This is a genomic window from Microbacterium sp. W4I20 (assembly GCF_030816505.1).
In the GTDB taxonomy this organism is placed as follows: domain Bacteria; phylum Actinomycetota; class Actinomycetes; order Actinomycetales; family Microbacteriaceae; genus Microbacterium.
In genome coordinates this window covers 1,180,192-1,204,070 of the sequence record NZ_JAUSYB010000001.1, presented here as the reverse complement: position 1 = coordinate 1,204,070, position 23,879 = coordinate 1,180,192, and the positions used below count along the sequence as shown (strand labels likewise).

General features: G+C 70.5%; 22 protein-coding genes and 1 pseudogene. 11 read left to right on the top strand and 12 right to left on the bottom strand.

Annotated features, from left to right (window positions below):
* The first annotated feature begins 26 nt into the window (after positions 1–26).
* From dhaL to QFZ21_RS05885, 4 genes and pseudogenes are all read left to right on the top strand, one after another.
* Positions 27–671, top strand: a complete 645-nt coding sequence (gene dhaL / locus QFZ21_RS05895; RefSeq protein WP_307375401.1) for a dihydroxyacetone kinase subunit DhaL — start codon at positions 27–29, stop codon at positions 669–671.
* Positions 671–1,369: pseudogene (locus tag QFZ21_RS21035) on the top strand (HPr family phosphocarrier protein); the annotation flags it as partial. The gene dhaL and the pseudogene QFZ21_RS21035, both read left to right, overlap by 1 nt.
* A gap of 117 nt (positions 1,370–1,486) precedes the next feature.
* Positions 1,487–3,166: a phosphoenolpyruvate--protein phosphotransferase gene (ptsP, locus tag QFZ21_RS05890; protein ID WP_373426040.1), complete on the top strand. Its 1,680-nt coding sequence runs from the start codon at positions 1,487–1,489 to the stop codon at positions 3,164–3,166.
* 154 nt (positions 3,167–3,320) lie between these two features.
* Complete coding sequence (locus QFZ21_RS05885; protein ID WP_307375397.1) at positions 3,321–4,631, top strand: hypothetical protein; 1,311 nt, start codon at positions 3,321–3,323, stop codon at positions 4,629–4,631.
* A gap of 6 nt (positions 4,632–4,637) precedes the next feature.
* Here QFZ21_RS05885 and paaI read toward each other — a convergent pair whose 3' ends face one another.
* From paaI to pdhA, 8 genes are read right to left on the bottom strand one after another with little or no spacing between them, the layout of a single operon-like run.
* Complete coding sequence (gene paaI, locus QFZ21_RS05880; protein ID WP_307375394.1) at positions 4,638–5,021, bottom strand: hydroxyphenylacetyl-CoA thioesterase PaaI; 384 nt, start codon at positions 5,019–5,021, stop codon at positions 4,638–4,640.
* Positions 5,018–7,114, bottom strand: a complete 2,097-nt coding sequence (gene paaZ / locus QFZ21_RS05875) for a phenylacetic acid degradation bifunctional protein PaaZ (RefSeq protein ID WP_307375393.1) — start codon at positions 7,112–7,114, stop codon at positions 5,018–5,020. The genes paaI and paaZ overlap by 4 nt, the downstream gene beginning before the upstream one ends.
* A complete protein-coding gene (locus tag QFZ21_RS05870; RefSeq protein ID WP_307375391.1) occupies positions 7,111–7,980 on the bottom strand; it encodes a 3-hydroxyacyl-CoA dehydrogenase family protein in 870 nt (289 codons plus the stop codon). The genes paaZ and QFZ21_RS05870 overlap by 4 nt, the downstream gene beginning before the upstream one ends.
* Positions 7,977–8,711: an enoyl-CoA hydratase/isomerase family protein gene (locus QFZ21_RS05865; protein WP_307375388.1), complete on the bottom strand. Its 735-nt coding sequence runs from the start codon at positions 8,709–8,711 to the stop codon at positions 7,977–7,979. The genes QFZ21_RS05870 and QFZ21_RS05865 overlap by 4 nt, the downstream gene beginning before the upstream one ends.
* Positions 8,708–9,895 (bottom strand): acetyl-CoA C-acyltransferase, encoded by a 1,188-nt coding sequence (locus QFZ21_RS05860; protein ID WP_307375386.1) that lies wholly within the window; start codon positions 9,893–9,895, stop codon positions 8,708–8,710. The genes QFZ21_RS05865 and QFZ21_RS05860 overlap by 4 nt, the downstream gene beginning before the upstream one ends.
* On the bottom strand, positions 9,895–11,334 hold the full coding sequence (locus tag QFZ21_RS05855) for a dihydrolipoamide acetyltransferase family protein (RefSeq protein WP_307375384.1): 1,440 nt from the start codon (positions 11,332–11,334) through the stop codon (positions 9,895–9,897). Before QFZ21_RS05855 ends, QFZ21_RS05860 begins: the two co-directional genes overlap by 1 nt.
* Positions 11,331–12,365, bottom strand: a complete 1,035-nt coding sequence (locus tag QFZ21_RS05850; protein ID WP_307375382.1) for an alpha-ketoacid dehydrogenase subunit beta — start codon at positions 12,363–12,365, stop codon at positions 11,331–11,333. Before QFZ21_RS05850 ends, QFZ21_RS05855 begins: the two co-directional genes overlap by 4 nt.
* Positions 12,362–13,480, bottom strand: coding sequence for a pyruvate dehydrogenase (acetyl-transferring) E1 component subunit alpha (gene pdhA, locus QFZ21_RS05845; protein WP_307375379.1), 1,119 nt, complete (start codon positions 13,478–13,480; stop codon positions 12,362–12,364). The genes QFZ21_RS05850 and pdhA overlap by 4 nt, the downstream gene beginning before the upstream one ends.
* A 152-nt stretch (positions 13,481–13,632) precedes the next feature.
* Between pdhA and QFZ21_RS05840 the strand changes: the two genes are divergently transcribed.
* Together QFZ21_RS05840 and QFZ21_RS05835 are read left to right on the top strand one after the other, a co-directional pair.
* Positions 13,633–14,064, top strand: coding sequence for an Lrp/AsnC family transcriptional regulator (locus tag QFZ21_RS05840; RefSeq protein WP_307375377.1), 432 nt, complete (start codon positions 13,633–13,635; stop codon positions 14,062–14,064).
* Positions 14,065–14,160: 96 nt separating this feature from the next.
* Positions 14,161–14,760, top strand: a complete 600-nt coding sequence (locus QFZ21_RS05835; RefSeq protein WP_307375374.1) for a TetR/AcrR family transcriptional regulator — start codon at positions 14,161–14,163, stop codon at positions 14,758–14,760.
* Positions 14,761–14,823: 63 nt separating this feature from the next.
* On the opposite strand, the gene QFZ21_RS05830 is transcribed toward QFZ21_RS05835, so the two are convergent.
* Entirely contained in the window at positions 14,824–15,474 is a 651-nt protein-coding gene (locus QFZ21_RS05830; protein WP_307375372.1) for an HAD-IA family hydrolase, read from the bottom strand.
* 120 nt (positions 15,475–15,594) lie between these two features.
* On the opposite strand from QFZ21_RS05830, the gene QFZ21_RS05825 reads away from it, so the two are divergent.
* Both QFZ21_RS05825 and QFZ21_RS05820 read left to right on the top strand, forming a co-directional pair.
* Complete coding sequence (locus QFZ21_RS05825) at positions 15,595–16,125, top strand: hypothetical protein (protein ID WP_307375371.1); 531 nt, start codon at positions 15,595–15,597, stop codon at positions 16,123–16,125.
* Between the two features lie 28 nt (positions 16,126–16,153).
* Positions 16,154–16,819 carry an SDR family oxidoreductase gene (locus QFZ21_RS05820; RefSeq protein WP_307375370.1) on the top strand — a complete coding sequence of 222 codons (666 nt, stop codon included), beginning with the start codon at positions 16,154–16,156 and terminating at the stop codon, positions 16,817–16,819.
* 49 nt (positions 16,820–16,868) lie between these two features.
* Here QFZ21_RS05820 and QFZ21_RS05815 read toward each other — a convergent pair whose 3' ends face one another.
* Complete coding sequence (locus tag QFZ21_RS05815) at positions 16,869–17,192, bottom strand: multidrug efflux SMR transporter (protein WP_307375368.1); 324 nt, start codon at positions 17,190–17,192, stop codon at positions 16,869–16,871.
* The gene (locus QFZ21_RS05810; protein WP_307375364.1) at positions 17,189–17,560 is read right to left on the bottom strand and encodes a multidrug efflux SMR transporter; all 372 of its coding nucleotides are present in this window, start codon (positions 17,558–17,560) and stop codon (positions 17,189–17,191) included. Before QFZ21_RS05810 ends, QFZ21_RS05815 begins: the two co-directional genes overlap by 4 nt.
* Positions 17,561–17,779: 219 nt before the next feature.
* Between QFZ21_RS05810 and QFZ21_RS05805 the strand changes: the two genes are divergently transcribed.
* Positions 17,780–19,228 carry a glyceraldehyde-3-phosphate dehydrogenase gene (locus tag QFZ21_RS05805; RefSeq protein ID WP_307375361.1) on the top strand — a complete coding sequence of 483 codons (1,449 nt, stop codon included), beginning with the start codon at positions 17,780–17,782 and terminating at the stop codon, positions 19,226–19,228.
* A gap of 45 nt (positions 19,229–19,273) precedes the next feature.
* A complete protein-coding gene (locus QFZ21_RS05800) occupies positions 19,274–20,320 on the top strand; it encodes a winged helix DNA-binding domain-containing protein (RefSeq protein WP_307375358.1) in 1,047 nt (348 codons plus the stop codon).
* A 7-nt stretch (positions 20,321–20,327) separates the two neighbouring features.
* Here QFZ21_RS05800 and QFZ21_RS05795 read toward each other — a convergent pair whose 3' ends face one another.
* The gene (locus QFZ21_RS05795; protein WP_307375355.1) at positions 20,328–21,770 is read right to left on the bottom strand and encodes an XRE family transcriptional regulator; all 1,443 of its coding nucleotides are present in this window, start codon (positions 21,768–21,770) and stop codon (positions 20,328–20,330) included.
* Positions 21,771–21,879: 109 nt separating this feature from the next.
* On the opposite strand from QFZ21_RS05795, the gene QFZ21_RS05790 reads away from it, so the two are divergent.
* Positions 21,880–23,742 carry a phosphoenolpyruvate carboxykinase (GTP) gene (locus QFZ21_RS05790; protein ID WP_373426001.1) on the top strand — a complete coding sequence of 621 codons (1,863 nt, stop codon included), beginning with the start codon at positions 21,880–21,882 and terminating at the stop codon, positions 23,740–23,742.
* Positions 23,743–23,879: the final 137 nt, after the last annotated feature.

Sequence of the window (23,879 nt, the reverse complement as noted above, 5' to 3'; positions counted from 1 at the left end):
ACTCGTACCCACGAAGGACTGCACGTATGACTGACACCATCGGAACCGACATCCTGGTCGACTGGATCACCCGTTTCGGGGCGGCCGTCACCGAGAAACGAGAATGGCTCACCGAGCTCGACTCCGCGATCGGCGACGCTGACCACGGAGCCAACATGGCGCGCGGTATGAATGCGGTGGGCGAGAAGCTGGGTTCCGGCGCACCGGGCACCGTCGACGAGCTGCTGAAATCGGTCGGGATGACCCTGGTGAGTTCGGTGGGCGGCGCGAGCGGTCCGCTGTACGGGACGTTCTTCCTGCGGATGGGGATGACGGCAGGCGCCGTGTCCGAGCTCGACGCCGCGGGGCTCGCCGCGGCGCTTCGGGCGGGCCTCGACGGCATCGTCGCCCGCGGCAAGGCCGAGGCGGGGGACAAGACGATGTTCGACGCCATGGCGCCGGCCGTCGACGCGCTGGATGCGGCTCTCGCCGACGGATCATCGGTCGCGGATGCGGTGCAGAAGGCGGCTGCTGCTGCCGCCGCCGGTCGTGATGCGACCGAGCCGCTCGTCGCCCGCAAGGGCCGTGCGAGCTACCTCGGCGAACGCAGTGCCGGGCATCTCGATCCCGGTTCGGCCTCCACCACGATCCTCTTCGAGACGCTGGCCGCAGCGGTCTCCGGCACTTCCTGATGATCGGGATCGTCGCCGTCTCCCACAGCGCTCGACTCGGGGAGGCGGCGCTGGAGCTTGCCCTGCAGATGGTCCAGGGCGGCAACGTGCGGGTCGAGGTCGCAGCGGGAGCAGGTACCGATCCCGACGGCGCTCCGATCCTCGGGACGGATGCGGTCGCGGTCGCGGGCGCGATCGACGAGCTGGCTGTCGACTGCGAGGGCGTGCTGGTGCTGATGGACCTCGGGTCCGCGGTGCTCAGCGCGGAACTGGCCCTCGAGCTACGTGTGAGCAACGTGCCCGTGACGCTCGCCCCAGCCCCGTTCGTCGAGGGCCTGCTCGCAGCGGTGGTGTCGGCGGCGGCCGGCGGATCGCTCGACGACGTCGCCGCGGAGGCCGGAGCCGCGCTCGGGGCGAAGACCGGGCAGCTGGGAGAGCCCGAGCCCGCATCGACAGACGTGCGGGCTGACGCGCCGCCCTCCGACGCGCTGGTGCGCCGGGTGCGGGTGCGCAATGCGCTCGGCATCCATGCTCGCCCCGCCGCTCTGATCGCGGAGGCATCGGCAGGCGCCGAGGTGCGTCTGCGCCGGCTGCCCGACGGCCCCGAGGCGTCGGCGGCGAGTCTGTCGCGACTGCTGATCCTCGGTGCGCGGCAGGGCGACGACGTCGAGGTGAGCGTCAGCGGCGCGGGTGCCGACGCGGCGCTGGAACGTGTGGTGGCGCTGTTCGACGACGGCTTCGGCGAGGGCACGGACGCCGCGCCCTCGGAAGCGCCGGCCTCTGCATCGCCCGGTTCTGCCTCGCTGCACGCCGGTGCGGCGGACGGCCCCGCCGAGATGCCGGCCGCCATCGCGTCCGGCGTGCTCCGCGGGCGCGGAGTGAGCGCCGGACGGGTCGCGGCACCCGCTGTGCTGCTCGCCCCTCCTCTTCCGGAACCCGATGCGGCCGCGGTGATCGCGCCCGAGAACCGTGCCGACGAGGTCTCCGCCATCGAGTGGGCGGCCGTGGCCGTCGCGGATCAGCTGCGGTCGCGCACGGCTCAGGCCACAGGAGAGGCGAGGGCGATCCTCGACGCATCCCGGCTCCTCGCGTCCGATCCGGAGCTCGTCGCCGATGCGACGGCACTCGTGCGGACCAAGGGGCGCAGCGGCGCGCGAGCCGTGTGGGAGGCCGCGGCCGCGCACGAGAAGGGGCTCGCCGCGCTCGGCGGCCGGATGGCGGAACGCGTCGCGGACATCCGGGATGTGCGGGATCGGATCATCGCCGAGATCCTCGAGGTCGACATGCCCGGCGTGCCGGAACGGGATGAGCCGTTCGTGCTCGTCGCCACAGATCTCGCGCCCGCCGACACGGCGTCGCTCGAGGGCGGGCAGTGCGTGGGCCTCGTCACGGAGCAGGGCGGACCGACGTCGCACACCGCGATCATCGCCCGGTCCCTGGGGCTGCCGGCGGTCGTCGGCGCGACCGGGGCCACGGGAGTGGTCGCCGGGTCGCTGCTCCTCGTCGACGGCGAGCGCGGAACGGTCGAGGTGGACCCTCCCGCTGAACGTGTGGCTGAGGCGAGGGCGGCTGCCGTCGTCGTCGCGTTCGACGGCTCCGGCGCGCTGGCAGACGGCCATCCCGTGCCTCTGCTCGCGAATGTCGGCGGAGCGGCGGATGCTGCGACTGCCGCGTCCGCGCACGCCGAAGGCGTCGGACTCTTCCGCACCGAGTTCTGCTTCCTGGACCGGACGGAGGCGCCGAGCGTCGACGAGCAGGTCGACGCCTACCGCGGCGTGCTCGCCGCCTTCCCCGGCCGCAAGGTGGTCGTACGCACACTCGACGCGGGCAGCGACAAGCCGCTGCCGTTCGCCAACGCGGACCACGAGGACAATCCGGCTCTCGGTGTGCGAGGGCTGCGCATCGCTCGCCGCTCTCCGCAGCTCCTCGATGATCAGCTGGAGGCGCTCGCCCGTGCCGCCGCCGCCGAATCGGCGCAGGTGGAGGTGATGGCTCCGATGGTCGCGACCGTCGAGGAGGCGCGGGACTTCGCGGATCGTTGTCGTGCGGCGGGTCTCGACCGCGTGGGGATCATGATCGAGACGCCGTCGGCCGCAGTGCTGGCTGTCGAGTTGTTCGAGATCGTCGACTTCGTCAGCATCGGGACCAACGATCTCGCGCAGTACACGTTGGCGGCCGACCGCCTGCTCAGCGAGCTCGGCGATCTGAACGATCCGTGGCAGCCGGCGGTGCTGCGCCTGATCGGCGCGGTCGGTGATGCGGGGCGTGCGGCGGGGAAGCCGGTCGGGGTCTGCGGCGAGGCCGGCGGTGACCCGGCGCTCGCTCCCGTTCTCGTCGGCCTCGGCGTGACCTCGCTGTCGATGACGGCACGATCGCTCGGCCGGGTGGCCGCGGCGCTCGCCGAGGCCGATCAGGGGACCTGTCGACGTGCGGCGAAGGCGGCACTCGGCGCAGCGACGGCCGCAGAAGCACGGGCGGCGGCATCGACCGTGATGTCCGCCGTGCACGTCGGGTGATCGGTTCGCCCGCCGCCCGTATACGGCTGTCGGCATGCGATCCTTATCATTCTGATCTCGACATGCACGGGGGTGCGTTTGCTCTGGGCGAGCGGGCTCTACGCTCAGCTCAGGGGCGTCGCTCCGCGACGAACGTTCATCACCGGAGGGCACGATGTCACGTCTGCGTTCACTCACCACGACCGTGATCGGCGTCGTCGCCGTCGGGTCGCTTCTCGCTCTGTCCGCCTGCGCGCCGGAACCCGAACCGACCCCGACCGAGACCTCGTCCGCGGCACCGCAGACCCCGGCGCCGGAGCCGTACGCAGGACCGCTGCAGTTCTTCGGAGCCGAACTGGACTGGTTCCTGCCCACCGCGGACGAGATCACAGCCACGATCCCGGGTGTCACCGACGTCGGCGAGCCGTCGGCGTCGCTGGTACAGATCTCGGACGGATTCGGCACGCAGGTGGCTCCGGAACTCTGCGTCCTCTTTCTCACCGAGGCGTCGCTGGGGTCGATCGGCGCGCGCTCGATCACGTGGCCGGGGGACGCCGCGGACATCCAGCGGGGAGGATCGTTCCACGTCCTCCAGTTCGCCGATGAGACGCAGGCTCAGAACCGGATGGACGACTACGCGGAGGCTGCAGCGGGATGTGAGCAGTTCACTCTGGACGGCCATGCGTCCTCCTACACGAGCACCGTGATCGACGAGGGTGAGGGGGTGCGCGCCATCGCAGGCGCACTCGTGCTCGACTTCGGCTCGAACACCGGCGAAGACACCCGCTTCTACTACGGAGTGGCTTCGGTGGGGAATGTGCTGGTCGAGTTCTGGCACCCCTTCGAAGGAGAGCCGGCGCTCGACACGGCGGCGGCAGCGCAGCTGTTGGCCGATCGCGCACAGGATGCTGCCGACCGACTCGTCGACGAGCTCACGGCGAATCCTCCTGTCGAGCGCGAAGAGGTCGAGGTCGACGCGAGCGCGCCCTGGAACCAATGGCAGATCGGTTTCGACGGGGTGGGCCCGCTGCAACTCGGCGCGGAGATCGAGACGGTCGCCGCCGCGGCGCCCGGCGCCGAGGTCGAGAAGCCCGAGGGTGGGCTCGGCGAGTGGCAGCTGGTCAGCCCGGACGGGAACGCCCGACTCTCGGTCGTGCCGAAGGAGGAGGCCACCGTCGTCTCGGCGATCCGAGCCGGGAGCATCGCTCTGTACGGAGACGCGCCGGCCGACGGCTCCGTTCTTCCCCGTGCCGGGGACGTCGGTGTGGGCGACCCGGTGTCGAGCGCGATGACCGCGTTCCCGGAGGGCACGTCCGTGCGCATCGTTTCGGCCGGAATCCATCAGTACGAGGTCTCCACCCGGGACGGGCGCCTTCTGATCTTCCACTCCGACCGGGAGGTCTCGGAGGAGGGGGCGAGCATCATCGGCATCACCGCGGAAGACGGAACGCTTCGCCGGGAGTATGTCTTCGTCGGGGAGGGCTGAGCCGGTCTAGCGCCGGTTCGTCGTGACGGAGCGGCCGCGGAACTCCGCGACGACGTCCCCCATGTCATCCGTCACCGTGACGTCGTAGAGACCGGTGCGTCCGGAGCGTACGCGTCGGATCGCCGTCGCGGTGAGGGTCTGTCCGGCGTGCGTCGACTTCAGGAACGTGATGTCCGCTCCCGCCGCGACGGTGACGCGTTCGTCTTCATTGCAGGCGAGGGCGAAGGCCGTGTCCGCGAGCGCGAACACGAGGCCCCCGTGCGTGATGGCGAAGCCGTTGAGCATGTCGTCCCGCACCAGCATCGACACGACGGAACGGCCGGGTTCGTCGAGGTCGACGACCATGCCGAGCGCGGCCGACGCGGCATCGCGCCGCATCATCTCCCTCATGCCGGGACCGCTACCGCAGCCGGTTCCTTGCTGACGAGGGTCAGCACGTCGTAGGTCGCGACGATCTCATCGTCCTGGTTCCGGATGACGGCGTCCCAGCGCACCTCGCCGTACTCGTCGGTCTCGCGCGGGGTGATCTGCTTCGCGGTGAGCTCGACGCGGATCTCGTCGCCCGGCGACACCGGGGTGACGAAGCGCAGGTTCTCCAGGCCGGAGTTCGCGAGCACAGGTCCGGGCTCGGGGTCGACGAAGAGCCCGGCCGCCCAGGACACGAGCAGGTAGCCGTGCGCGACGCGCCCGGGGAAGAACGGGTTCGCGGCGGCGGCCTCCTCGTCCATGTGCGCATAGAACGTGTCGCCGGTGAAGTGCGCGAAGGTCTCGATGTCGGCGAGCGTCACCTCGCGCGACGCCGACACGACCTGGTCGCCGATGCGCAGCTCGGAGAGCGCCTTGCGGAACGGATGCCGCCCCTCGCTCCGCGCCGCCGAGCCCGCATGCCACACGCCGGTGAGAGCGGTCAGCATCTCGGGCGAACCCTGCACGGCCGTGCGCTGCATGTGGTGGAGCACGGCACGGATGCCGCCGAGCTCCTCGCCGCCACCCGCACGGCCGGGACCACCGTGCACGAGGTTCGGGAGCGGGGAACCGTGCCCCGTCGAGGAGCGGGAGTCGTCGCGGTCGAGCAGCAGCATGCGTCCGTTGAACGGGGCGATGCGGGTGGCGAGGTCGACGGCCTGCACCGGATCGTGCGTCGCGATGCTCGTGACCAGCGATCCGCCGCCGCGGCCCACGAGCTCCGCGGCCTCGGCGATCGTGTCGTAGGTCAGCAGCGACGACACCGGCCCGAAGGCCTCGACCTCGTGCGCAGCCTCGGTCTGCGAGTCGTCGAAGCGCAGCAGGATGGGGGAGACGAACGCACCGTCCACCACCGCGCCCGTGCTGCCGTCGGCGCGTCTCACCTCGGGGGCGTCGGTCGATCCGACGACGATGCGTCCACCGGCATCCTGCAGCCTGCCGACCTGTCGGAGCACCTCGTCGCGCTGCGCGGTGGAGGCCAGCGGCCCCATCGTGACGCCTTCGACGCGCGGGTCGCCCAGCACCGTCTTGTCGGCGATCCGCACGCGGACCGCATCGATCACAGCATCCGCCGATCCAGCTGGCACGATGGCCCGTCGGATCGCCGTGCACTTCTGGCCTGCCTTCGTCGTCATCTCCGTCACGAGTTGGCGCACGTAGGCATCGAACTCGGGCGTGCCCTGCACGGCGTCCGTGCCGAGCACGGAGGCGTTGATCGAGTCGGTCTCGGCGGTGAACCGCACCCCGCCCGTCTGTACCGCGGGGTGGGCCTTCAGGCTCTCGGCCGTCGAGGCGCTGCCGGTGAAGCCGACGATGTCGCCGAGCCGCAGGTGATCGAACAGCGTCGGAACGCTGCCGCTGACGAGCTGCAGCGAACCATCCGGCAGAAGGCCCGACTCGACGAGGATCCGCACCATCGCCTCGGCGAGGTAGCCGGTCGGCGTCGCCGGCTTGACGAGCGTCGGCATGCCCGCGAGGAAGGCCGGGGCCAGCTTCTCGAGCGACCCCCACACCGGGAAGTTGAAGGCATTGATCTGCACGGCCACGCCGGGAAGCGTCGTGTGGATGTGCCGACCCAGGAACGAGCCGTCCTTCGAGAGCGGCTCCACCGGCCCGTCGACATGCACCCTGCTGTTCGGCAGCTCGCGGCGACCCTTGCCGGAGTAGGAGAACAGCACGCCGATGCCGCCGTCGATGTCCACCCAGGAGTCGGTCTTCGTCGCCCCGGTCCGCGCGGACAAAGCGTAGAGCTCCTCCTTGCGCTCGGTCAGAGCGAGCGCGAACTTCTTCAGCAGCACGGCGCGCTGGTGGAACGTGAGCGCACCCAGGCTGGCCTGCCCGACCGTGCGAGCGTGCTCGAGCGCGGCGGCCAGATCGAGCCCGTCGGTGCTCACCCGGGTCACGACCTCGCCGGTCGACGCGTCGCGCACCTCGGTGCCCGTGATTGGTCCCTGAGCCTGTCGAAGGGCCGGGGTCCACCAGGATCCCTCGACGTAGCTCGGAAGGTACTCGGTCATGGCGTCTCCTCATTCCAGGTGTAGAAGCCTTCGCCGCTCTTGCGGCCGAGCTTTCCGTCGGCGACCATCGCGCGCAGCAGCGCGGGTGGTTCGAATCGTGGGCCGAGTGCAGCCGCCAGCTCTTCGGCGATGCCGAGCCGCACGTCGAGGCCGACGATGTCGGTCGTGCGCAGCGGACCGGTCGGATGCCGGTAGCCGAGCGTCATCGCCGCGTCGATGTCGGCGGCGCTCGCGACGCCCTCCTCCAGCATCCGGATCGCCTCGAGACCGAGCATCACGCCGAGGCGCGATGAGGCGAAGCCGGGGGAGTCCTTCACGACGATCGGCGTCTTGCCGAGGGCGTCGACCCACCCCGCGGCCCGCTCGACGACGTCGTCGTCGGTCGTCGAACCGCGGACGATCTCGACCAGCGCCGATGCCGGAACGGGATTGAAGAAGTGCAGCCCCAGGAACGCGCCTGGGCGCTGCCGGCCGAGGGCGAGGTCGTCGATCGAGATCGACGAGGTGTTGGTCGCGAGGATCGCATCGCTGCGCATCGCCGCCTCTGCCCGCTGCAGTGCGTCGTCCTTCAGCCTGCGGTCCTCCGGCACGGCCTCGATGATGAGGTCGCAGTCGCGGAACACCGCGACCTCGGTGCCGGAGTCGACGCGGTCGCGCAGTTCGCCGGCATCCAGAGTCGGGTCGCGCTCGACGGAGCGACGGATGCTGTCGCCGATGCGCTCCGCTGCGGCGAGAGCGCTCGGCTCGTCCCGCTCGACCACGCTCACCCTGGCGCCCGCGAGCAGGAAGGCGTGCGCGATCCCGGCGCCCATGCGCCCACCGCCGAGGACGCCGACGCGCGCCGGTGATTCTGCTGTCGGGTTCATCGCGCGGCCCGCCTCTCGAGGAAAGCCGTCATCCGGCGGTGCTTCTCCGGCGACTCGAACAGCTCGGCCTGCAGCTCGAGCTCGATCGCAGGGTGTCCGGCCCGCGGCGTTCGCAGGGCCCGCTTGGTGTGCTGGGTGGCGAGCGGGTCGTTCGCCGCGATCCGGTCGGCGATGGCGTGCGCCGCGGTGAGCAGGTCGTCGGGGTGGTGCAGTGCGGAGACCAGCCCCCAGGCGAGGGCTTCGTCGGCGTCGAGCGTGCGACCGGTGAGCAGGAGCTCACTCGCCCTGGCCTCGCCGACGATCTCGGGCAGACGCCAGGCGGCTCCGGCCGCGGCCATGATCCCCAGCCCGGTCTCGGGGTTCCCGATCCGCAGCGCGGGGGTGCCGATACGGATGTCGGCGGCATAGGCGAGCTCGGCGCCGCCGCCCAGCGCATATCCGTCGATCGCCGCGATCACCGGCATTGGCAGTTCGCGGACGCGGATGAACGCGGTCGCGTTGATGCCTCGGCGCGCGTCGTCGGCCGTGCGCTCCCGAAGCTGCGCGATGTCGGCGCCGGCCGCGAAGACACCTGTTGCGCCGGTCAGGATGAGCGTGCGCGGGTTCTCCTCGAGCAGCGCGCACAGGTCGTGCAGGGCGTCGATGGTCTCCTGATCGATGGCGTTGCGCTTCTCCGGACGATCCAGGGTCGCGACGACCCGGTCGGCTCGCTCCTCGACCCGCACTGTCATGAGATCCGCTCCACGATCATCGCGGCGCCCTGTCCCACACCGACGCACATCGTGGCGAGACCGCGTTCGACGCCTTCGCGCTCCATGCGCCCCAGCAGGGTGACGACGAGCCGGGATCCGCTCGATCCCAGCGGGTGTCCGAGGGCGATCGCGCCCCCGTCGCGGTTCACGAGCTCCGGGTCGATCCCGAGCCGACGCATCGACGCGAGCGACTGCGTCGCGAAGGCCTCGTTCAGCTCGACGGCCCCGATGTCGGCGATGCCGAGACCGGCGCGCTGGAGCGCCTTCTCGGTCGCGGGCACCGGCCCGAGGCCCATGATCTCGGGGGCCAGGCCCGCCGACGTCGCCGCGACGATGCGTGCCCGGGGCACGAGTCCGTACCGTCGGACGGCGTCGGCAGTCGCGACGATGATCGCGGACGAGCCATCGTTGAGCGAGCTGGAGTTGCCCGCGGTGACGACCTCGCCGCCGGCGACGACCGGCCGGAGCCCGGCGAGGGCCTCCAGGCTGGTGTCCCGTCGGGGGCCCTCGTCCGTCGTGACATCACCGGCGCGCGTCGGGACCGCGACGATCTCGGCGGCGAACCGTCCGGCGTCGATCGCGGCGACCGCACGCTGCTGGCTGCGCAGGGCGAACGCATCGGCGTCGGCGCGGGTGATGCCCTCGCGGCGGGCGACCTCCTCGGCCGTCTCCGGCATCGAGAACGTCGCCTTGTCGCGAGCGGTGAGCCGCGGATTGGCGAAGCGCCAGCCGATCGAGGTGTCGAACGCCTCGCCGGGCTTCGCCCACGCGCGCTCGGGCTTGGCCTGCACCCACGGTGCGCGGGTCATCGACTCGACGCCGCCCGCCACCATGATGTCGGCATCGCCCGCGCGGATCGCCTGCGCCGCCATCGCGATCGCCGACATCCCCGAGGCGCACAACCGGTTCACCGTGATCCCGGGGATGCTGTCCGGGAGCCCCGACAGGAGCACCGCCATCCGCGCCACGTTGCGGTTGTCCTCGCCGGCCTGGTTGGCCGCGCCGAGGATGACCTCGTCGATCGCGTCGTCCGGGAGGCCGGTTCGTGCGATCGCCTCGCGGACCACGAGGGCTGCGAGGTCGTCGGGGCGCACGCCCGCGAGTGCTCCGCCATAGCGACCGACCGGCGTGCGGACGCCGCCGACGAGGAACGCCTCCGCCATCAGACCCTCCCGAAAGCGCGCAGCGGATGCTCGATGAGCTCGGTCACGCGACGCAGGAACCCGGCCGCGTATCCTCCGTCGCAGACCCGGTGGTCGAAGACCAGGGAGAGCTGGGCGATGCGTCGGACGACGATCTCGCCCTCCACGACCCAGGGGCGCTCGATGATCCGGCCGATGCCGAGGATCGCGACGTCCGGGTGGTTGATGATCGCCGCGGAGCCGTCCACCCCGAGCCCGCCGTAGTTGTTCAGGGTGAACGTCGATCCGCGGAGTCGCTCGGGCGGCATCGATCCCGACCGGGCGGATGCCGCGACTTCGCGCAACGCGCTGTCGAGCTGCTCCACGCTGAGGGTGTGCGCACCCGGGATCACCGGGACCATCAGCCCACGCTCGGTGTCGGCCGCGACGCCGAGGTTCACGCCGTCGAAGGAGATCAGCTCACCGGCATCCTCGCTCAGGCGCGAGGCGAGGATCGGGTAGTCCTCGAGGGCGAGGAGTACGAAGCGGGCGAGGAGGGCGGTGATCGACGGCGGCTTGACTCCCTCGGGTGCCATCTCGGCGCGGAGGTTCCACAGCGCGGTCGCGTCGACGTCGACCCAGACCGTCGCCTCCGGGATCTCGGACCGGCTGCGCGTGAGCTTGGCGCTGACAGCCTTGCGCAGCGGCGACATCCGCTCGCGGGCGCGCACCGCGAGCCCGTCGACGGTCTCGCCGGTGCCATCGCCGATCGACGCAGCGTTCGATGTGGTGTTCGCGGCTGTGTGGTGCGCGGCGGCGCCGTCCACGGCGTTGTCGACCGCCGCGCGCAGCACGTCGGCGCGAGTCACGGCGCCGTCGGCTCCGGTCGCGGTGATCGCGTGCACGTCGAGACCGAGGTCGCGGGCCAGACGCCGCACCAGTGGGGAGCGGACGGCGACCGGGCGGCGGTGACCGGCATCCGCTTCTCGGACGATCGGCTCGTGCTCGGGCGATGCGGGCGAGATCGTCCGGGAGACGGCCGAGTCTCCGCGCTTCGCGGGGGTGACGGCGGGGCGGCGGCGCCCGGATGCTGCGCGCTCGTTGGTGCCGTAGCCGATGAGCACGTTGCCCGAACCGGCGCGCTCCTCCTCCCGGTAGGCCTCCTGCTCCACGGCACCTCCGGAGGTGGGGCCGGGGGTGGGTTCGGAAGCGGCGCCAGCCGCGGCATCCGCCACCTCCAGCACGGGAGAGCCGACGTCGATCGTGTCGCCGGCCGTGCCGTGCAGGGCGGTCACGACACCCGCGAACGGCGAGGGGAGCTCGACGATGCTCTTCGCGGTCTCCACCTCGGCGATCGGCTGATCGGTCGTGATGGTGTCGCCCACGGCGACGAGCCACTGCACGAGACCTGCCTCGGTCAGCCCCTCGCCGAGATCGGGAAGTCGGAACACCTGCGCGGTGCCCACGGTGGGCGTGCTCATGCTTCCTCGTCCCAGTGCAGCGTGTCGATGGCGTCGAGGACGCGGTCGACGTCGGGCAGATACCAGTGCTCGAGCTTCGGCGGGGCATACGGCACGTCGAAGCCGGTGACGCGACGCACCGGCGCCTCGAGGAACTCGAAGCAGCGCTCGAACACCCGCGCCTGGATCTCAGAGGCCACGGAGGCGTAGCCCGGAGCCTCCGCGATCACGACGGCCCGGCCGGTGGACTTCACCGCGGCCGTCACGGTCGCGTCGTCGAACGGGGAGAGCGATCGCACGTCGACCACCTGCACGCTGCGACCCTCGGATGCTGCCGCTTCAGCGGCCTCCATCGCGAGCGGCACCGCGGCGCCGTAGGCCAGCAGTGTGACGTCGGTGCCGTCCCGCGCGATGCGGGCCGATCCGATCTCGGCCGTGATCGACGTGTCGACCTCGCCCTTGCTCCAGTACAGCTTCTTCGGCTCGAGGAAGACGACCGGGTCGGGCGAGGCGATGGCCGCGCGGAGCAGCGAGTACGCGTCCTGGGGAGTCGAGGGGCTGACCACGGTGAGGCCCGGGGTGTGCGCGTAGTAGGCCTCGGAGGAATCGCAGTGGTGCTCGACCCCGCCGATGCCGCCGCCGAACGGGATGCGGATCACCAGCGGCATCCGCATGCCCCCGCGGGTGCGGTTGCCGAGCTTCGCGACGTGACTGACCACCTGCTCGAAGGCCGGGAGAGCGAACGCGTCGAACTGCAGCTCGACGACCGGGCGCATGCCGTTCATGGCCATGCCGACGGCGGTGCCGACGATGCCCGATTCCGCGAGCGGGGTGTCGAAGCAGCGTTCCTCGCCGTACCGGGCGGTGAGCCCGTCGGTGATGCGGAAGACGCCGCCGAGCGCGCCGACGTCCTCACCGAAGACGACCACATCCGGGTCGGCCTCGATCGCGTCCGCCAGTGCCCGGTTGAGCGCGGCGGCCATGCTCATGGTCGCCACCTCCCGAGCCGGTGAACCGGTCCGGGTGTCCACGTCGTCAGGGGCGATGGTCATCGAGCACCTCCGGTGTGTGCGCTTTCCGTCTCGGCGAGCTGCGATCGTTCGATCTCGCCGCGCAGCAGCTGCCACTGCTCCTCGAGCTGCGGCGAGCGGGTATCGGTCACGAACCGGAAGAGGTCTTCGGGGTCGAGGTCGGCATCGGTGTTCAGTGCCGTGCGCATCGCGGCGGCGATCTCCTCGGCGCCGGCGGCGAAGCGCTCCTCGGCCTCCGCGTCGAGCACGCCCGTCTCGGTCAGATGCGCGCGCAGGCGGAGCAGGGGGTCGCGGGCGATCCACGCCTGCACCTCGTCGCGCTCGCGGTAGCGCGTGTCGTCGTCGGCGTTGGTGTGCGCCTGCATCCGGTAGGTGTGCGCTTCGATCAGCGAGGGTCCGCCGCCGGTACGTGCGCGATCGACAGCCTCGCCGAGCACGGCGAGGACGGCGGCCACGTCATTGCCGTCGACCCGCTGCCCCGGCATGCCGTACCCGATCGCCTTGTGTGCGAGCGAGGGCGCGGCCGTCTGGCGGGACAGCGGCACCGAGATCGCGAACTCGTTGTTCTGCACGAAGAACACGACGGGGACGTGGAAGACCGCCGCGAAGTTCATCGCCTCGTGGAAATCGCCCTCGCTCGTGGCCCCGTCGCCGCAGAGCGCGAGCACGACCGTGTCCTCGCCGCGGTGCTTCGCCGCCTGCGCGAAGCCGACGGCATGCAGCAGTTGCGTGGCGAGGGGCGTGGCCTGGGGAGCGACCCGATGGGCGCGCACGTCGTAGCCCGAGTGCCAGTCGCCCTTGAGGAGCACCATCGCGTCCGCCGGCTCGACGCCGCGGGAGATGACGGCGACCGAGTCGCGGTAGGTCGGGAACAGCCAGTCGGACTCACCGAGGACCAGCGAGGCGCCGACCTGGCACGCCTCCTGTCCGTGCGATGACGGGTAGACCGCGAGGCGGCCCTGACGCACCAGGGCGCCGGCCTGGTCGTTGATGCGTCGTCCTTCGACGAGCCCCCGGTACGCGCGGAGCAGGGTGTCGGTGTCGGGAAGGGCGTAGTGCTCGTCGATGACGCGCTCGCCGTTCTCGTCGATCAGTCGTACCGCGGTGTCTCGCGGGAGCATCTCCGTGTGCAGCATCCGTCCGCCCTCCTTGCCGAACTCGATGGGGCAAGCATGCCTCGTCGGTGACAGTCATCCAAGAGACAGCGGTGAATGCTGGACGAACCGTGTCGGATTGCCGTATTCGAGATCGAAGTGTCAGAATGTCGACGACGAACGAGGGGGTTCCCATGACGACGCTGGACGACACCGACCGCGCGATCCTCGACGAGCTCCGGCGCGACGCCCGCTCATCGATGACGGCGATCGCGGAGGCCGTGCACATCTCCCGCGCCGGCGCGCACGCCCGCATCAAGCGACTCACGGATGCCGGGGTCATCACCGGCTACTCGGTGCGCACCGATCCGGTGCTTCTGGGGCACCATGCGAGCGCCTATGTGACCCTCGCGATCGAACAGGCGACCTGGCAGGACGTGCGGGATCGGCTGCGCAGGATCCCCGAGATCGAGCACATGGCACTCGTCGGCGGAGACTTCGACGTGATCCTCCTCGTGCGTGCCAACGACGCGCGAGATCTGCGGCGCATCGTGCTCGAGGACATCCAGGCGATCCCCTCGATCCGCTCGACGCGGACCACGCTGATCTTCGAGGACTTCGCCTGACGCCTGCTCCGCTCCCGTGGCAGTTGCTGCGGCTTCAGCGGCCCCGAACCCACGACAGCTGCCACGGGAACAGCGGGCGACTGCCAGACTGGGGCTGTGAGTCAGACGGAGAACGGCGCGGCGCGGCGCGGGCGCCCCGGGTTCGATCGGCGCGGACTGCTCGACGCCGCCGTCGCCGTCTTCAACGAGTCCGGCTACGACGCCACCTCGGTCGCCGCGCTCGCGACCCGGCTGGGACTGTCGAAGGCGGCGCTCTACCACCACTTCTCCTCCAAGGAGGAGATCCTCGAGACCGCGCTGGGCGAAGCGCTCGACGGCCTCGAGGGCGTGCTCACCGACACGCGCACCGTCGTCCCGGGGGAGCGCCTCGCCGCCGTGCTGCAGGGTGCCGTGCGCGTGCTCGCCGCGCACTTGCCGTCCGTGACGCTGCTGCTGAGGGTGCGGGGCAACAGCGAGGTCGAACGGCGGGCACTCGAACGCCGCCGCGCCTTCGACCAGGAGGTCACCGGCATCGTCCGGGCCGCGCAGGAGGACGGCGCCGTCCGCCCAGACGTCGACGCCTCGGTCGCGACCCGACTGCTCTTCGGCATGGTCAACTCGCTCGTCGAGTGGTACCGGCCGGGCGGCGCGGAAGACGCCGACGCCCTCGCCCGGGATGTGCTCACGGTCGCGCTGGACGGCCTCCGCACTCGGTGAGACGCTGAGAAGTCGGCAGCGCGCACCGCGAACGTCGTCCGGAACCAGTCGGGGCTTTGGGCCTCAACGGATCGTGAGCACGAAACCATCGACAGCAGGGGCGACGGCGACCTGCGTGAGGTCCTCGACGAAGTACGTCGGACGATGCGCGAGCGCATGCCTCCCGACACCGACAACACGCATCCCGGCGGCGAGGCCTGCCTGGATACCCGCGCCCGAATCCTCGAAGACGAGGCAATCGGATGGCGCGATCCCAAGGAGCTCGGCGCCGAGCAGGAAGCCCTCCGGGTCCGGCTTGGATGCGGAGACGCTCTCCGCGGTCACGGCGACGGCGGGCACGGTGAGCCCGGCTGCCATCATCCGTGCCGTCATGAGCGGAACGTTTGCCGAGGTCACGATGGCGTGCGGGTGGGGGAGCAGAGAGCCGAGGAATGCAGCAGCGCCTGCGATCTCGATCACGCCTTCGGTGTCATCGGTCTCCGTCGCCAGCATGGTGTCGTTCTCGCTGAGGTTGATGGCATGGTCGCGCTCCGGAAGCATGATCGCCATGCTCTGATGTCCCTGGCGCCCGTGCACGACGCTCAAAACTGTTTGCGGATCGAGCCCGTGGGGCTCCGCCCAGGCGAGCCAGAGCCGCTCGACCACGGCGGTCGAGTCGACAAGCGTGCCGTCCATGTCGAGCAGGGCGGCGCGGGCGTGGATGGTCTCGGTCACCCCCTCAGGCTAACCGCACCCGACTTCGCGCGGATGCGTGCTCCCCGCTGCCGACGGCATCCTGCGCGACGCGATCGTGGCTCACGCCTGAGGCGCACCGCCGGTAAATAGACTTCGCGAGTGGAACATCTTCTGCCGGCGGCGCCGTGGCTGATGGCCGCGGCAGCGATCGTCTCAGCCGCGGCCTGTGTGGCGGCGTGGCGCGCCGTTCCCTGGCAGGGAAAGCAATCGGCGCTCGTGATGGCGGTCGCGATGCTGCTGGTGGCGGTGAGCGACGGTGCACCCGGCACCGGCTTGATCCTCGGCGCCGCACTGCTGGTCTCGGCGATGATCGGCACGATGGGGGTGCGTGGCACGCCCGCCGCGGCCACCTGCTGCCACCGCGCACTGGTCTCGCTCGTGATGGCGCTCTGCGCGTTCGAGACCGCGTCGACGGGCGAGGCGGTGGCGTCGACCGGTCACGGTCACGGTCACGGCATGTCGGGTCTCCTCTCGGTGGTCGTCGTCGTCGGGGTGATCGGCGTCGTGCTGTGGACCGTCGTGGCGGAGTGGTTCCTCGAGCCGGTGCACCACGGACGCACCGCGCGTCTGCTGACGACCGAGGCCTGGGCGATGGCCGCCGGGCTCGCGGTCATGTGCCTCGGGTTCTGACGCCTCTGGCATCCGTTAGCGTGGTCGGATGCCTCTCGCACTGATCACCGGAGCCGCGCGCGCGAACAGCATCGCAGCAGGAATCGTCCCGCGTCTGCGCGCCGCGGGCTGGACCGTCGTCAACAGCGACCTGCACGACGCCGATCACCCCGCCGACCTCTCGACCGCCGACGGGCCGGAGGCGCTGATCGACGCGGTGACCCGGGAGCACGGCACGATCTCCGCGCTCATTCTGAGCCATGCCCATGACGTGGAGTCCGGGATCCTCGACACGACGGCCGAGAGCTTCGACCGACACGTCGCGGTCAACGCACGGGCGAGCCTGCTGCTGATCGCGGCGTTCGCGCGTCAGATCGGCGACACGGGTGGAGCGATCGTCGCGCTCACCAGCGACCACGTCACCGGAAACCTGCCGTACGGCGCGTCCAAGGGCGCTCTGGACCGCATCGTGATCTCCGCGGCGCGGGAGTTCGGCCCGCGGGGGATCTCGGCGAACGTGCTGAACCCCGGGCCGATCGACACGGGCTGGATGGACGACGACACCCGAACGGGTCTGGGCGGAATGACGCCGCTCGGTCGACTCGGCACGCCGGCCGATGTGGCCGCCGTGGTGGAGTTCCTGGTGTCCGACGAGGGACGCTGGATCTCGGGGCAGCTGCTGAAATCGGACGGGGCGTTCTCGGCGGAGTTCTGACCCGCCGAGCGCTGACGCACGGATCTCCGAGGAGCCGAGTTCTCGCTTCTCAGTGCCCGCCGCCGAACTCGATCATCGCGACGCCGGCGGCGATGAGCGCCACCCCGATGCCCATCAGCAGCGAGAAGTGGTCCTTGAAGATCAGCCGACCGAGCACGGCGGTGAGGGCGACGCCGGCGGCGGCCCAGATGCCGTACGCGACACCGACCGGCATCCCCAGGGCGAGGATCGTGCCCAGCAGTGTGAAGGCGGCGAGGTAGCCGACGACGATCACGGGGATCCACCGCCTGCGGCGCAGACCCTCCGAGGCGCGGAGGCTGAGAGTCGCGGTGACCTCGCTCGCGATCGCTAGGGCGAGCAGCAGCCACGTCATGACGCGACCTCGACTACCGGCTCCCGTTTATGGGATCCCAGCTCGACCAGTAGCACGCCGACCACGATCACGCCGACCCCGAGGATCTGCACGGCGCCGAGAGTCTCGCCGAACAGGACGGTGCCGAGCACGGCAGTCAGCACCACACCGATCGCCGACCAGATGCCGTAGGCCACACCCACCGGCATCCCGCGGTCCAGGACGATCGACAGCAGCCAGAGCGAACCGCTGTAACCGATCACGACCACGATGAGCCAGAACGGATGCGTGAAGCCCTCGGCTGCGCGCAGAGCGAGAGTCGCCGAGACCTCGAGTGCGATCGCGATGAGGAGGGGCGGCCACGCCGACGGGCGGGTGCGGTCCGACATGGGCGTGCCTTTCGAGAGGTTCGACGGGGAGAACGTGTTCGATGCTTGCAGGATTCCCTGACCGGCCGGTGAACCGCTCGGCGGCGGTGATGGCGGCGGCGAATGACCCGCGATTCGGATGCCGCACCTCGCGGCGCGTACGCTGGTGGTATCCCCCGAACCTCACCGGCAAGCTCGCGCGCCGGAGATCTCGGCGCGCTCACACATGCAAGGACGCAGATGAACGATTCCGGCGCACCCCTCGACGACTGGACGGCACGGGAGGAGCTGGCCGAGCGGATGATCCCGCTCATCGGCGCGCTCCGCCGCGACAACGACGTGGTGACCTCGCTCCACGGTCACCGGCTGCTCGGGCTCTCCGCCACGGGGCTCGTCGAGGTGCACGAGCGTGTCGCCCAGCTGGGCCACGAGCAGCTCGCGCTCGACGACACCCTTGCGGTTCTCGAAGCCGTTCACGCCCTGGCCCCCGGCGCCTCATCTCTCGACGTGGCGCGGCTGGTCTCCGGACATGCCGAGAGCGGCGAGTCCCTCGACGCGTATCTCGCGCAGGCGCTCGCGCCCGCGGTGGGCGCCGTGGCCGCCGCACCCACCGACGTCGTGCTCTACGGCTTCGGGCGGATCGGGCGTCTGCTCGCCCGCATCCTGATCGCTCACACGGGCGGCGGCAGCGGTCTGCGACTGCGCGCGATCGTCGTGCGCCGCGGATCGGACGACGACCTCACCAAGCGCGCATCGCTGCTGCTGCGCGATTCCGTGCACGGCCGGTTCGCCGGATCCGTGACGGTCGACGAGGAGGCTTCGCAGATCATCGCCAACGGCACCCGCATCCAGGTGATCTACTCCGACGACCCAGCATCCATCGACTACACGTCCTACGGGATCCATGACGCGATCGTGGTCGACAACACCGGCCGCTGGCGCGATGAGGCCGGGCTCAGCCGTCATCTGGAGTCGACCGGAGTCGCCCGTGTGCTGCTCACGGCTCCGGGCAAGGGCGCGCTGAAGAACATCGTGCACGGCATCAACGACTCGACCATCGGACCCGACGACCGCATCATCACCGCGGCATCCTGCACGACCAACGCGATCACGCCCGTGCTGAAGGCGATCGACGAGGCGTACGGCATCGCCCGCGGCCACGTCGAGACGGTGCATTCGTTCACCAACGACCAGAACCTCATCGACAACTTCCACAGCGGCGACCGTCGCGGCCGCTCCGCCGTGCTGAACATGGTCATCACCGAGACCGGCGCGGCGAAGGCAGTGGCCCGTGCGCTGCCGGAGCTGGAGGGCAAGCTCACGGGTTCCGCCATCCGGGTGCCCACCCCCGACGTGTCGCTCGCGGTCCTGCACCTCAGCCTCGAGCGCCCGGCCGTCAAGGACGAGCTCAACGACTACCTGAGGCGCGTCTCGCTGCACTCGAAGCTGCGCCAGCAGATCGACTACGTCGAGAGCCCCGAGGTCGTGTCCACCGATTTCGTCGGATCGCACCGCGCCGGCATCGTCGACGGTCTGGCCACGATCGCGAACGACCGCGATGTCGTGCTCTACGTCTGGTACGACAACGAGTACGGGTACTCGTGCCAGGTGATCCGCGTGCTCGAGGTCATGGCCGGCTCTCATCCCGTCGTGCTCCCCGCGCGCCGCGAGGTGACTCTGTACGCCTGACGTGCGCGAGTGCACCATGTCGGTCGCGACCGGCATGATGGGGGCATGAAGACCGCGACCCTGCTGGCCGAGCGTCTGCGATCCCACCGTCTCACCGCGCCGGCGCGCACGGTGTCGGATGCCGCGCAGCACATGCTCGCGGTGCAGAGCCAGGACTTCACCGCGGGGCGATGGGCGCTCGCCTCCCGCACGCGGGGCCGGCCGGGTCTCAGCGACCTGGACCGGGCGTTCGACGCGGGGGACATCGTGCGGGCGTGGCCGATGCGCGGCACGCTGCACACCATCCCGGCGCGCGACCTCGGCTGGGTGCTCTCGGTCACGGCCGCCCGGCAGCGGCAGCAGGCGGCGGGCCGGCACCGCGACCTCGGCATCGACGACGACATGGTCGCCCGCGCGGTGCGGGCTCTGACCCCCGCGCTGCACGACGGCGGCCGTACGCGCGCGGAGATCTTCGAGACCCTCGAGGACGTCGGCATCGATCCGACCGGTCAGCGCGGGCTGCACCTGCTGTTCGTGCTGACGATCGACGGGCTCATCTGCCAGGGCCCCGTCGTCGCCCGAGACGGAGTGACGCGCGAGCAGCGCTTCGTCCTGGTGGCGGACCACATCCGCGAGCACGCGCAGCCCGACGACCCGCTCGCCGAGCTCTTCGTGCGGTACGTCACCGGACACGGCCCCGCGGGTGTCGCCGACTTCGCGTGGTGGTCAGGACTCACGCTCGGTCAGGCGCGCGAGGCGCGGGAGCGCGCCGCCGGACGGGTGACCGAGGTCGCGGATGGGCTCTTCCTCGTGCCCGACCGTGCTCGCCGGGCTGCCGGTGCGGCATCCGTCCTGGCTCTGGGAGCCTTCGACGAGTACTACCTCTCGTACGCCGACCGGACGACGGTCTGTGCGCCCGAGAACCTGGCGTCCGTGGGACCGGGCAAGAACGGCATGGTCCGGGCCACTCTCGTCGAGGACGGCCGGGTGATCGGATGCTGGATGCACGCGACCGCGAGCAGGGGAGTGCCGCCCGAGTACTTCGCGGCGCCCGCCGATCCGGAGGCCGTCGCCGAGGCGCTCGCCCGCTTCGACGAGTTCCTCTCGAGCTGAGCGGACCTCACTCGTCGGCGTGCCGCCCGAGGAAGTTGTACACCTCGTTGTCGTCGACGCCGGGGAAGGCGCCGCGGGGGAGCGGCGAGAACATGTGCGTGTGCACGCGGGCGCTCGGCCAGGCCTTGCCGCTCCAGCGCTCCGTCAGGTCGCTCGAGGGGCGCCGGCAGCAGGCCTCGTCCGGGCAGGTCGACACGGCGCGGTCGCTCGTCTCACGGCCGCGCCACCACCGCGCGTCGTCGAAGGGCACGCCGACCGTGATCGAGAACTCGCCGTCGCTCGACGAACCGGTCTGCGTCGCGCACCAGAACGTCCCGGAGGGGGTGTCGGTGTACTGGTGGTGCTCGGTGGTGCGGTTCTGCTGCGTGAAGGCGGCTCGCGCTTGGAACTTGCGGCACACCCGCTGACCCTCGACCGCGCCGGTGACGTCCATCGGCAGCGGCAGGTCGTCGTTCTCGTAGACGCGGGTGATCGCGCCGGTGGCATCGACGCGGAGGAAGTGCAGGGGCATGCCCAGGTGCTGCGTCACGAGGTTGGTCATCCGCATCCCGGCCGCCTCGTGCGTCACCCCGAACGCATCGCGGAAGTCCTCCACAGCGAGGTTGCGGTCTTTCTTCGCCTGCTGCAGGAAGGCGACCGATGCCGTCTCCGGCATCAGGCAGGAGGCGGCGAAGTAGTTGATCTCCAGGCGCTGCTGCAGGAAGTCCGCGTAGTCGGTGGGCGGGGTGTGCCCGAGCAGTCGGTGCGCCATCGCCTGCAGCGCCATCGAGCGCAGGCCGTGTCCGCCGGGGATGGAGGCGGGCGGCAGGTAGATGCGGCCGTTCTCGAGATCGGTGACCGAGCGCGTGGAGTGCGGCAGGTCGTTGACGTAGATCAGCTCGAAACCGAGCTTCTCGGCCATGATGCTCACGGTGCGGTGTGTGAGTGCGCCCTGCACGTGGCCCGCCGACTTGAGCTGCTTCTCGGCGAGCTTGTCGATCTCGGGCAGGTAGTTGTTCTGCGCGCGCATCCGCAGGCGCAGTTCGGTGTTGCCGCGACGTGCTTCCTCCGGGGTGGCGATGGCCTCGCGCTCGCGTCGCTGCAGTTCGCGGTGCAGGCCGAGGACCGACTCGATCGTCTCGTCGCTGGTGCCCTTCGTGACGCGGATCGGGGCGATGCCGAGCTGGCGGAAGACCGGGCTCTCCTGCGCGCGCTCGAGTTCGATCTCCAGCGCGGCGCGACGGTTCGGCGGCTCACCGGAGATGAGGTCGGTCACCTGGGTGCCGGTGGCCTGCGCGATCGCCTGCAGCAGTGACAGCTTCGGCTCGCGCTTGCCGTTCTCGATGAGGCTCAGCTGCGAACCCGCGACGCCGACGAGGGCGCCGAGTTCGTCGAGGGTGAAGCCGCTCTCCTGTCGGTGATGACGGATGCGGTGGCCGAGAGTCGTGAGGTGAATGCCGGAGGACGCCATTCCTTGAGTCTAACGAAAGAATCGAAATTCTTACCGACCGATATTCCGGAAAGTACCGACCGATCCCTAAGAAGATGGGTTCAACGCCCCACACTTCAAAGGAGCAGTCATGGCCATGGCCGAAGTCATCACCCCCCGCACGTCTCCCGTCGCACCGACGCGCACGTTCGGTGCGGCACCGACGTATGACACTCCCGCGATGGCCGAGCTGGCCGCCTGGGTCGAAGAGATCCGCGCCCTCACCCAGCCCGAGTCGGTGCACTGGGTCGACGGCTCGCGTGCCGAGAACGACTGGCTGCTGCGCGGCCTGGTCGACGAGGGCAAGCTCATCAAGCTGAATCCCGAGTGGCGTCCCGGCTCCTACCTCGCCCGTTCGCACCCGAGCGATGTCGCCCGCACCGAGGGACGCACCTACATCGCCTCCGAGCGCGAAGAGGATGCCGGACCCACGAACAACTGGGCCGACCCCGCCGAGATGCACGCCAAGATGGACGGGATCTTCGAGGGTTCCATGCGCGGCCGCACGATGTACGTCGTGCCGTTCTCGATGGGCCCGATCGGCGGCCCGCTCTCCCACATCGGAGTGCAGGTCACCGACAGCGCCTACGCCGTGGCATCCATCGGCATCATGACCCGCATCGGCGACGCCGTCACGCGGCAGATCGCCGAGGGCGCGCACTGGGTCAAGACCGTCCACACCGTCGGTGCGCCGCTGGGCGCCGGCGAGCCGGACGTCGAATGGCCGTGCAACGACGAGAAGTACATCGTGCACTTCCCCGAGACGCTCGAGGTGTACTCCTTCGGCTCCGGCTACGGCGGCAACGCGATCCTCGCGAAGAAGTGCTTCGCGCTGCGCATCGCCTCGGTGATCGCCCGTGACGAGGGCTGGCTCGCCGAGCACATGCTGCTCATCCGCGTGATCGACCCGCAGGGCAAGGCCTACCACGTGGCCGCCGCATTCCCCTCGGCGTGCGGCAAGACCAACCTCGCGATGCTGCGGCCGACCATTCCCGGCTGGAAGGTCGAGACGCTCGGCGACGACATCGCGTGGATCCGCCCGGGGGAGGACGGCCGCATGTGGGCGATCAACCCCGAGGCCGGCTTCTTCGGTGTCGCGCCCGGCACGGGCGAGTCGACCAACGTCACCGCGGTCGAGACCCTGTGGGGCAACACCATCTTCACCAACGTGGCGCTCCGCCCGGACGGCGACGTCTGGTGGGAGGGTCTGACCGATCACGCTCCCGCGAACCTCATCGACTGGGAGGGCAACGACTGGACGCCGGACTCCGGCCGCCCTGCCGCGCACCCGAACTCGCGCTTCACGGTGTCGGCGGCGCAGTGCCCGCAGATCGCCGAGGACTGGGAAGAGGCGGTTCCGCTCGACGTCATCCTGTTCGGCGGACGCCGGGCCAGCAACGTGCCTCTCGTGGTCGAGGCGACGGACTGGACGCACGGCGTCTTCCTCGGCTCGAACATCTCGTCCGAGCGCACGGCGGCGGCCGAGGGCAAGGTCGGCGAACTGCGCCGCGACCCCTTCGCGATGCTCCCGTTCTGCGGCTACAACATGGCGGACTACTTCGGCCACTGGCTGAAGGTGGGCCGCGGGCTGCGCTTCGACCGTGCTCCGCGCATCTTCCAGGTGAACTGGTTCCGTCGCGGTGACGACGGCCGGTTCCTGTGGCCCGGATTCGGCGACAACTCGCGTGTCGTCGACTGGATCATCCGCCGGATCTCGGGCGACGTGCCCGCGATCGACAGCCCGATCGGACGCCTGCCGCGGATCGAAGACCTCAACCTCGACGGTCTCGACATTCCGGCGGCCGACCTCGAGGAGCTGTTCTCGGTCGACGCGGAGGCCTGGAAGACCGAGGCCGACCTCACCGAGGCGTTCTACGACACCTTCGGCGACAAGGTGCCGGCGGCGCTGCGCGCCGAGCTCTCCTCCCTCCGATACCGCCTCGCCAAGGCGTAGCCCCCAGACCGGTGCCGGCTCGGGGGAGCCGGCACCTCTTACCCGCGAAGGCGGGACATCAGAGACGAACCCATGGCTGAGTGGTCTCCGGTGTCCCGCCTTCGCGTTTTCGTGTCTCGGCAATCCCCAGAGCACGG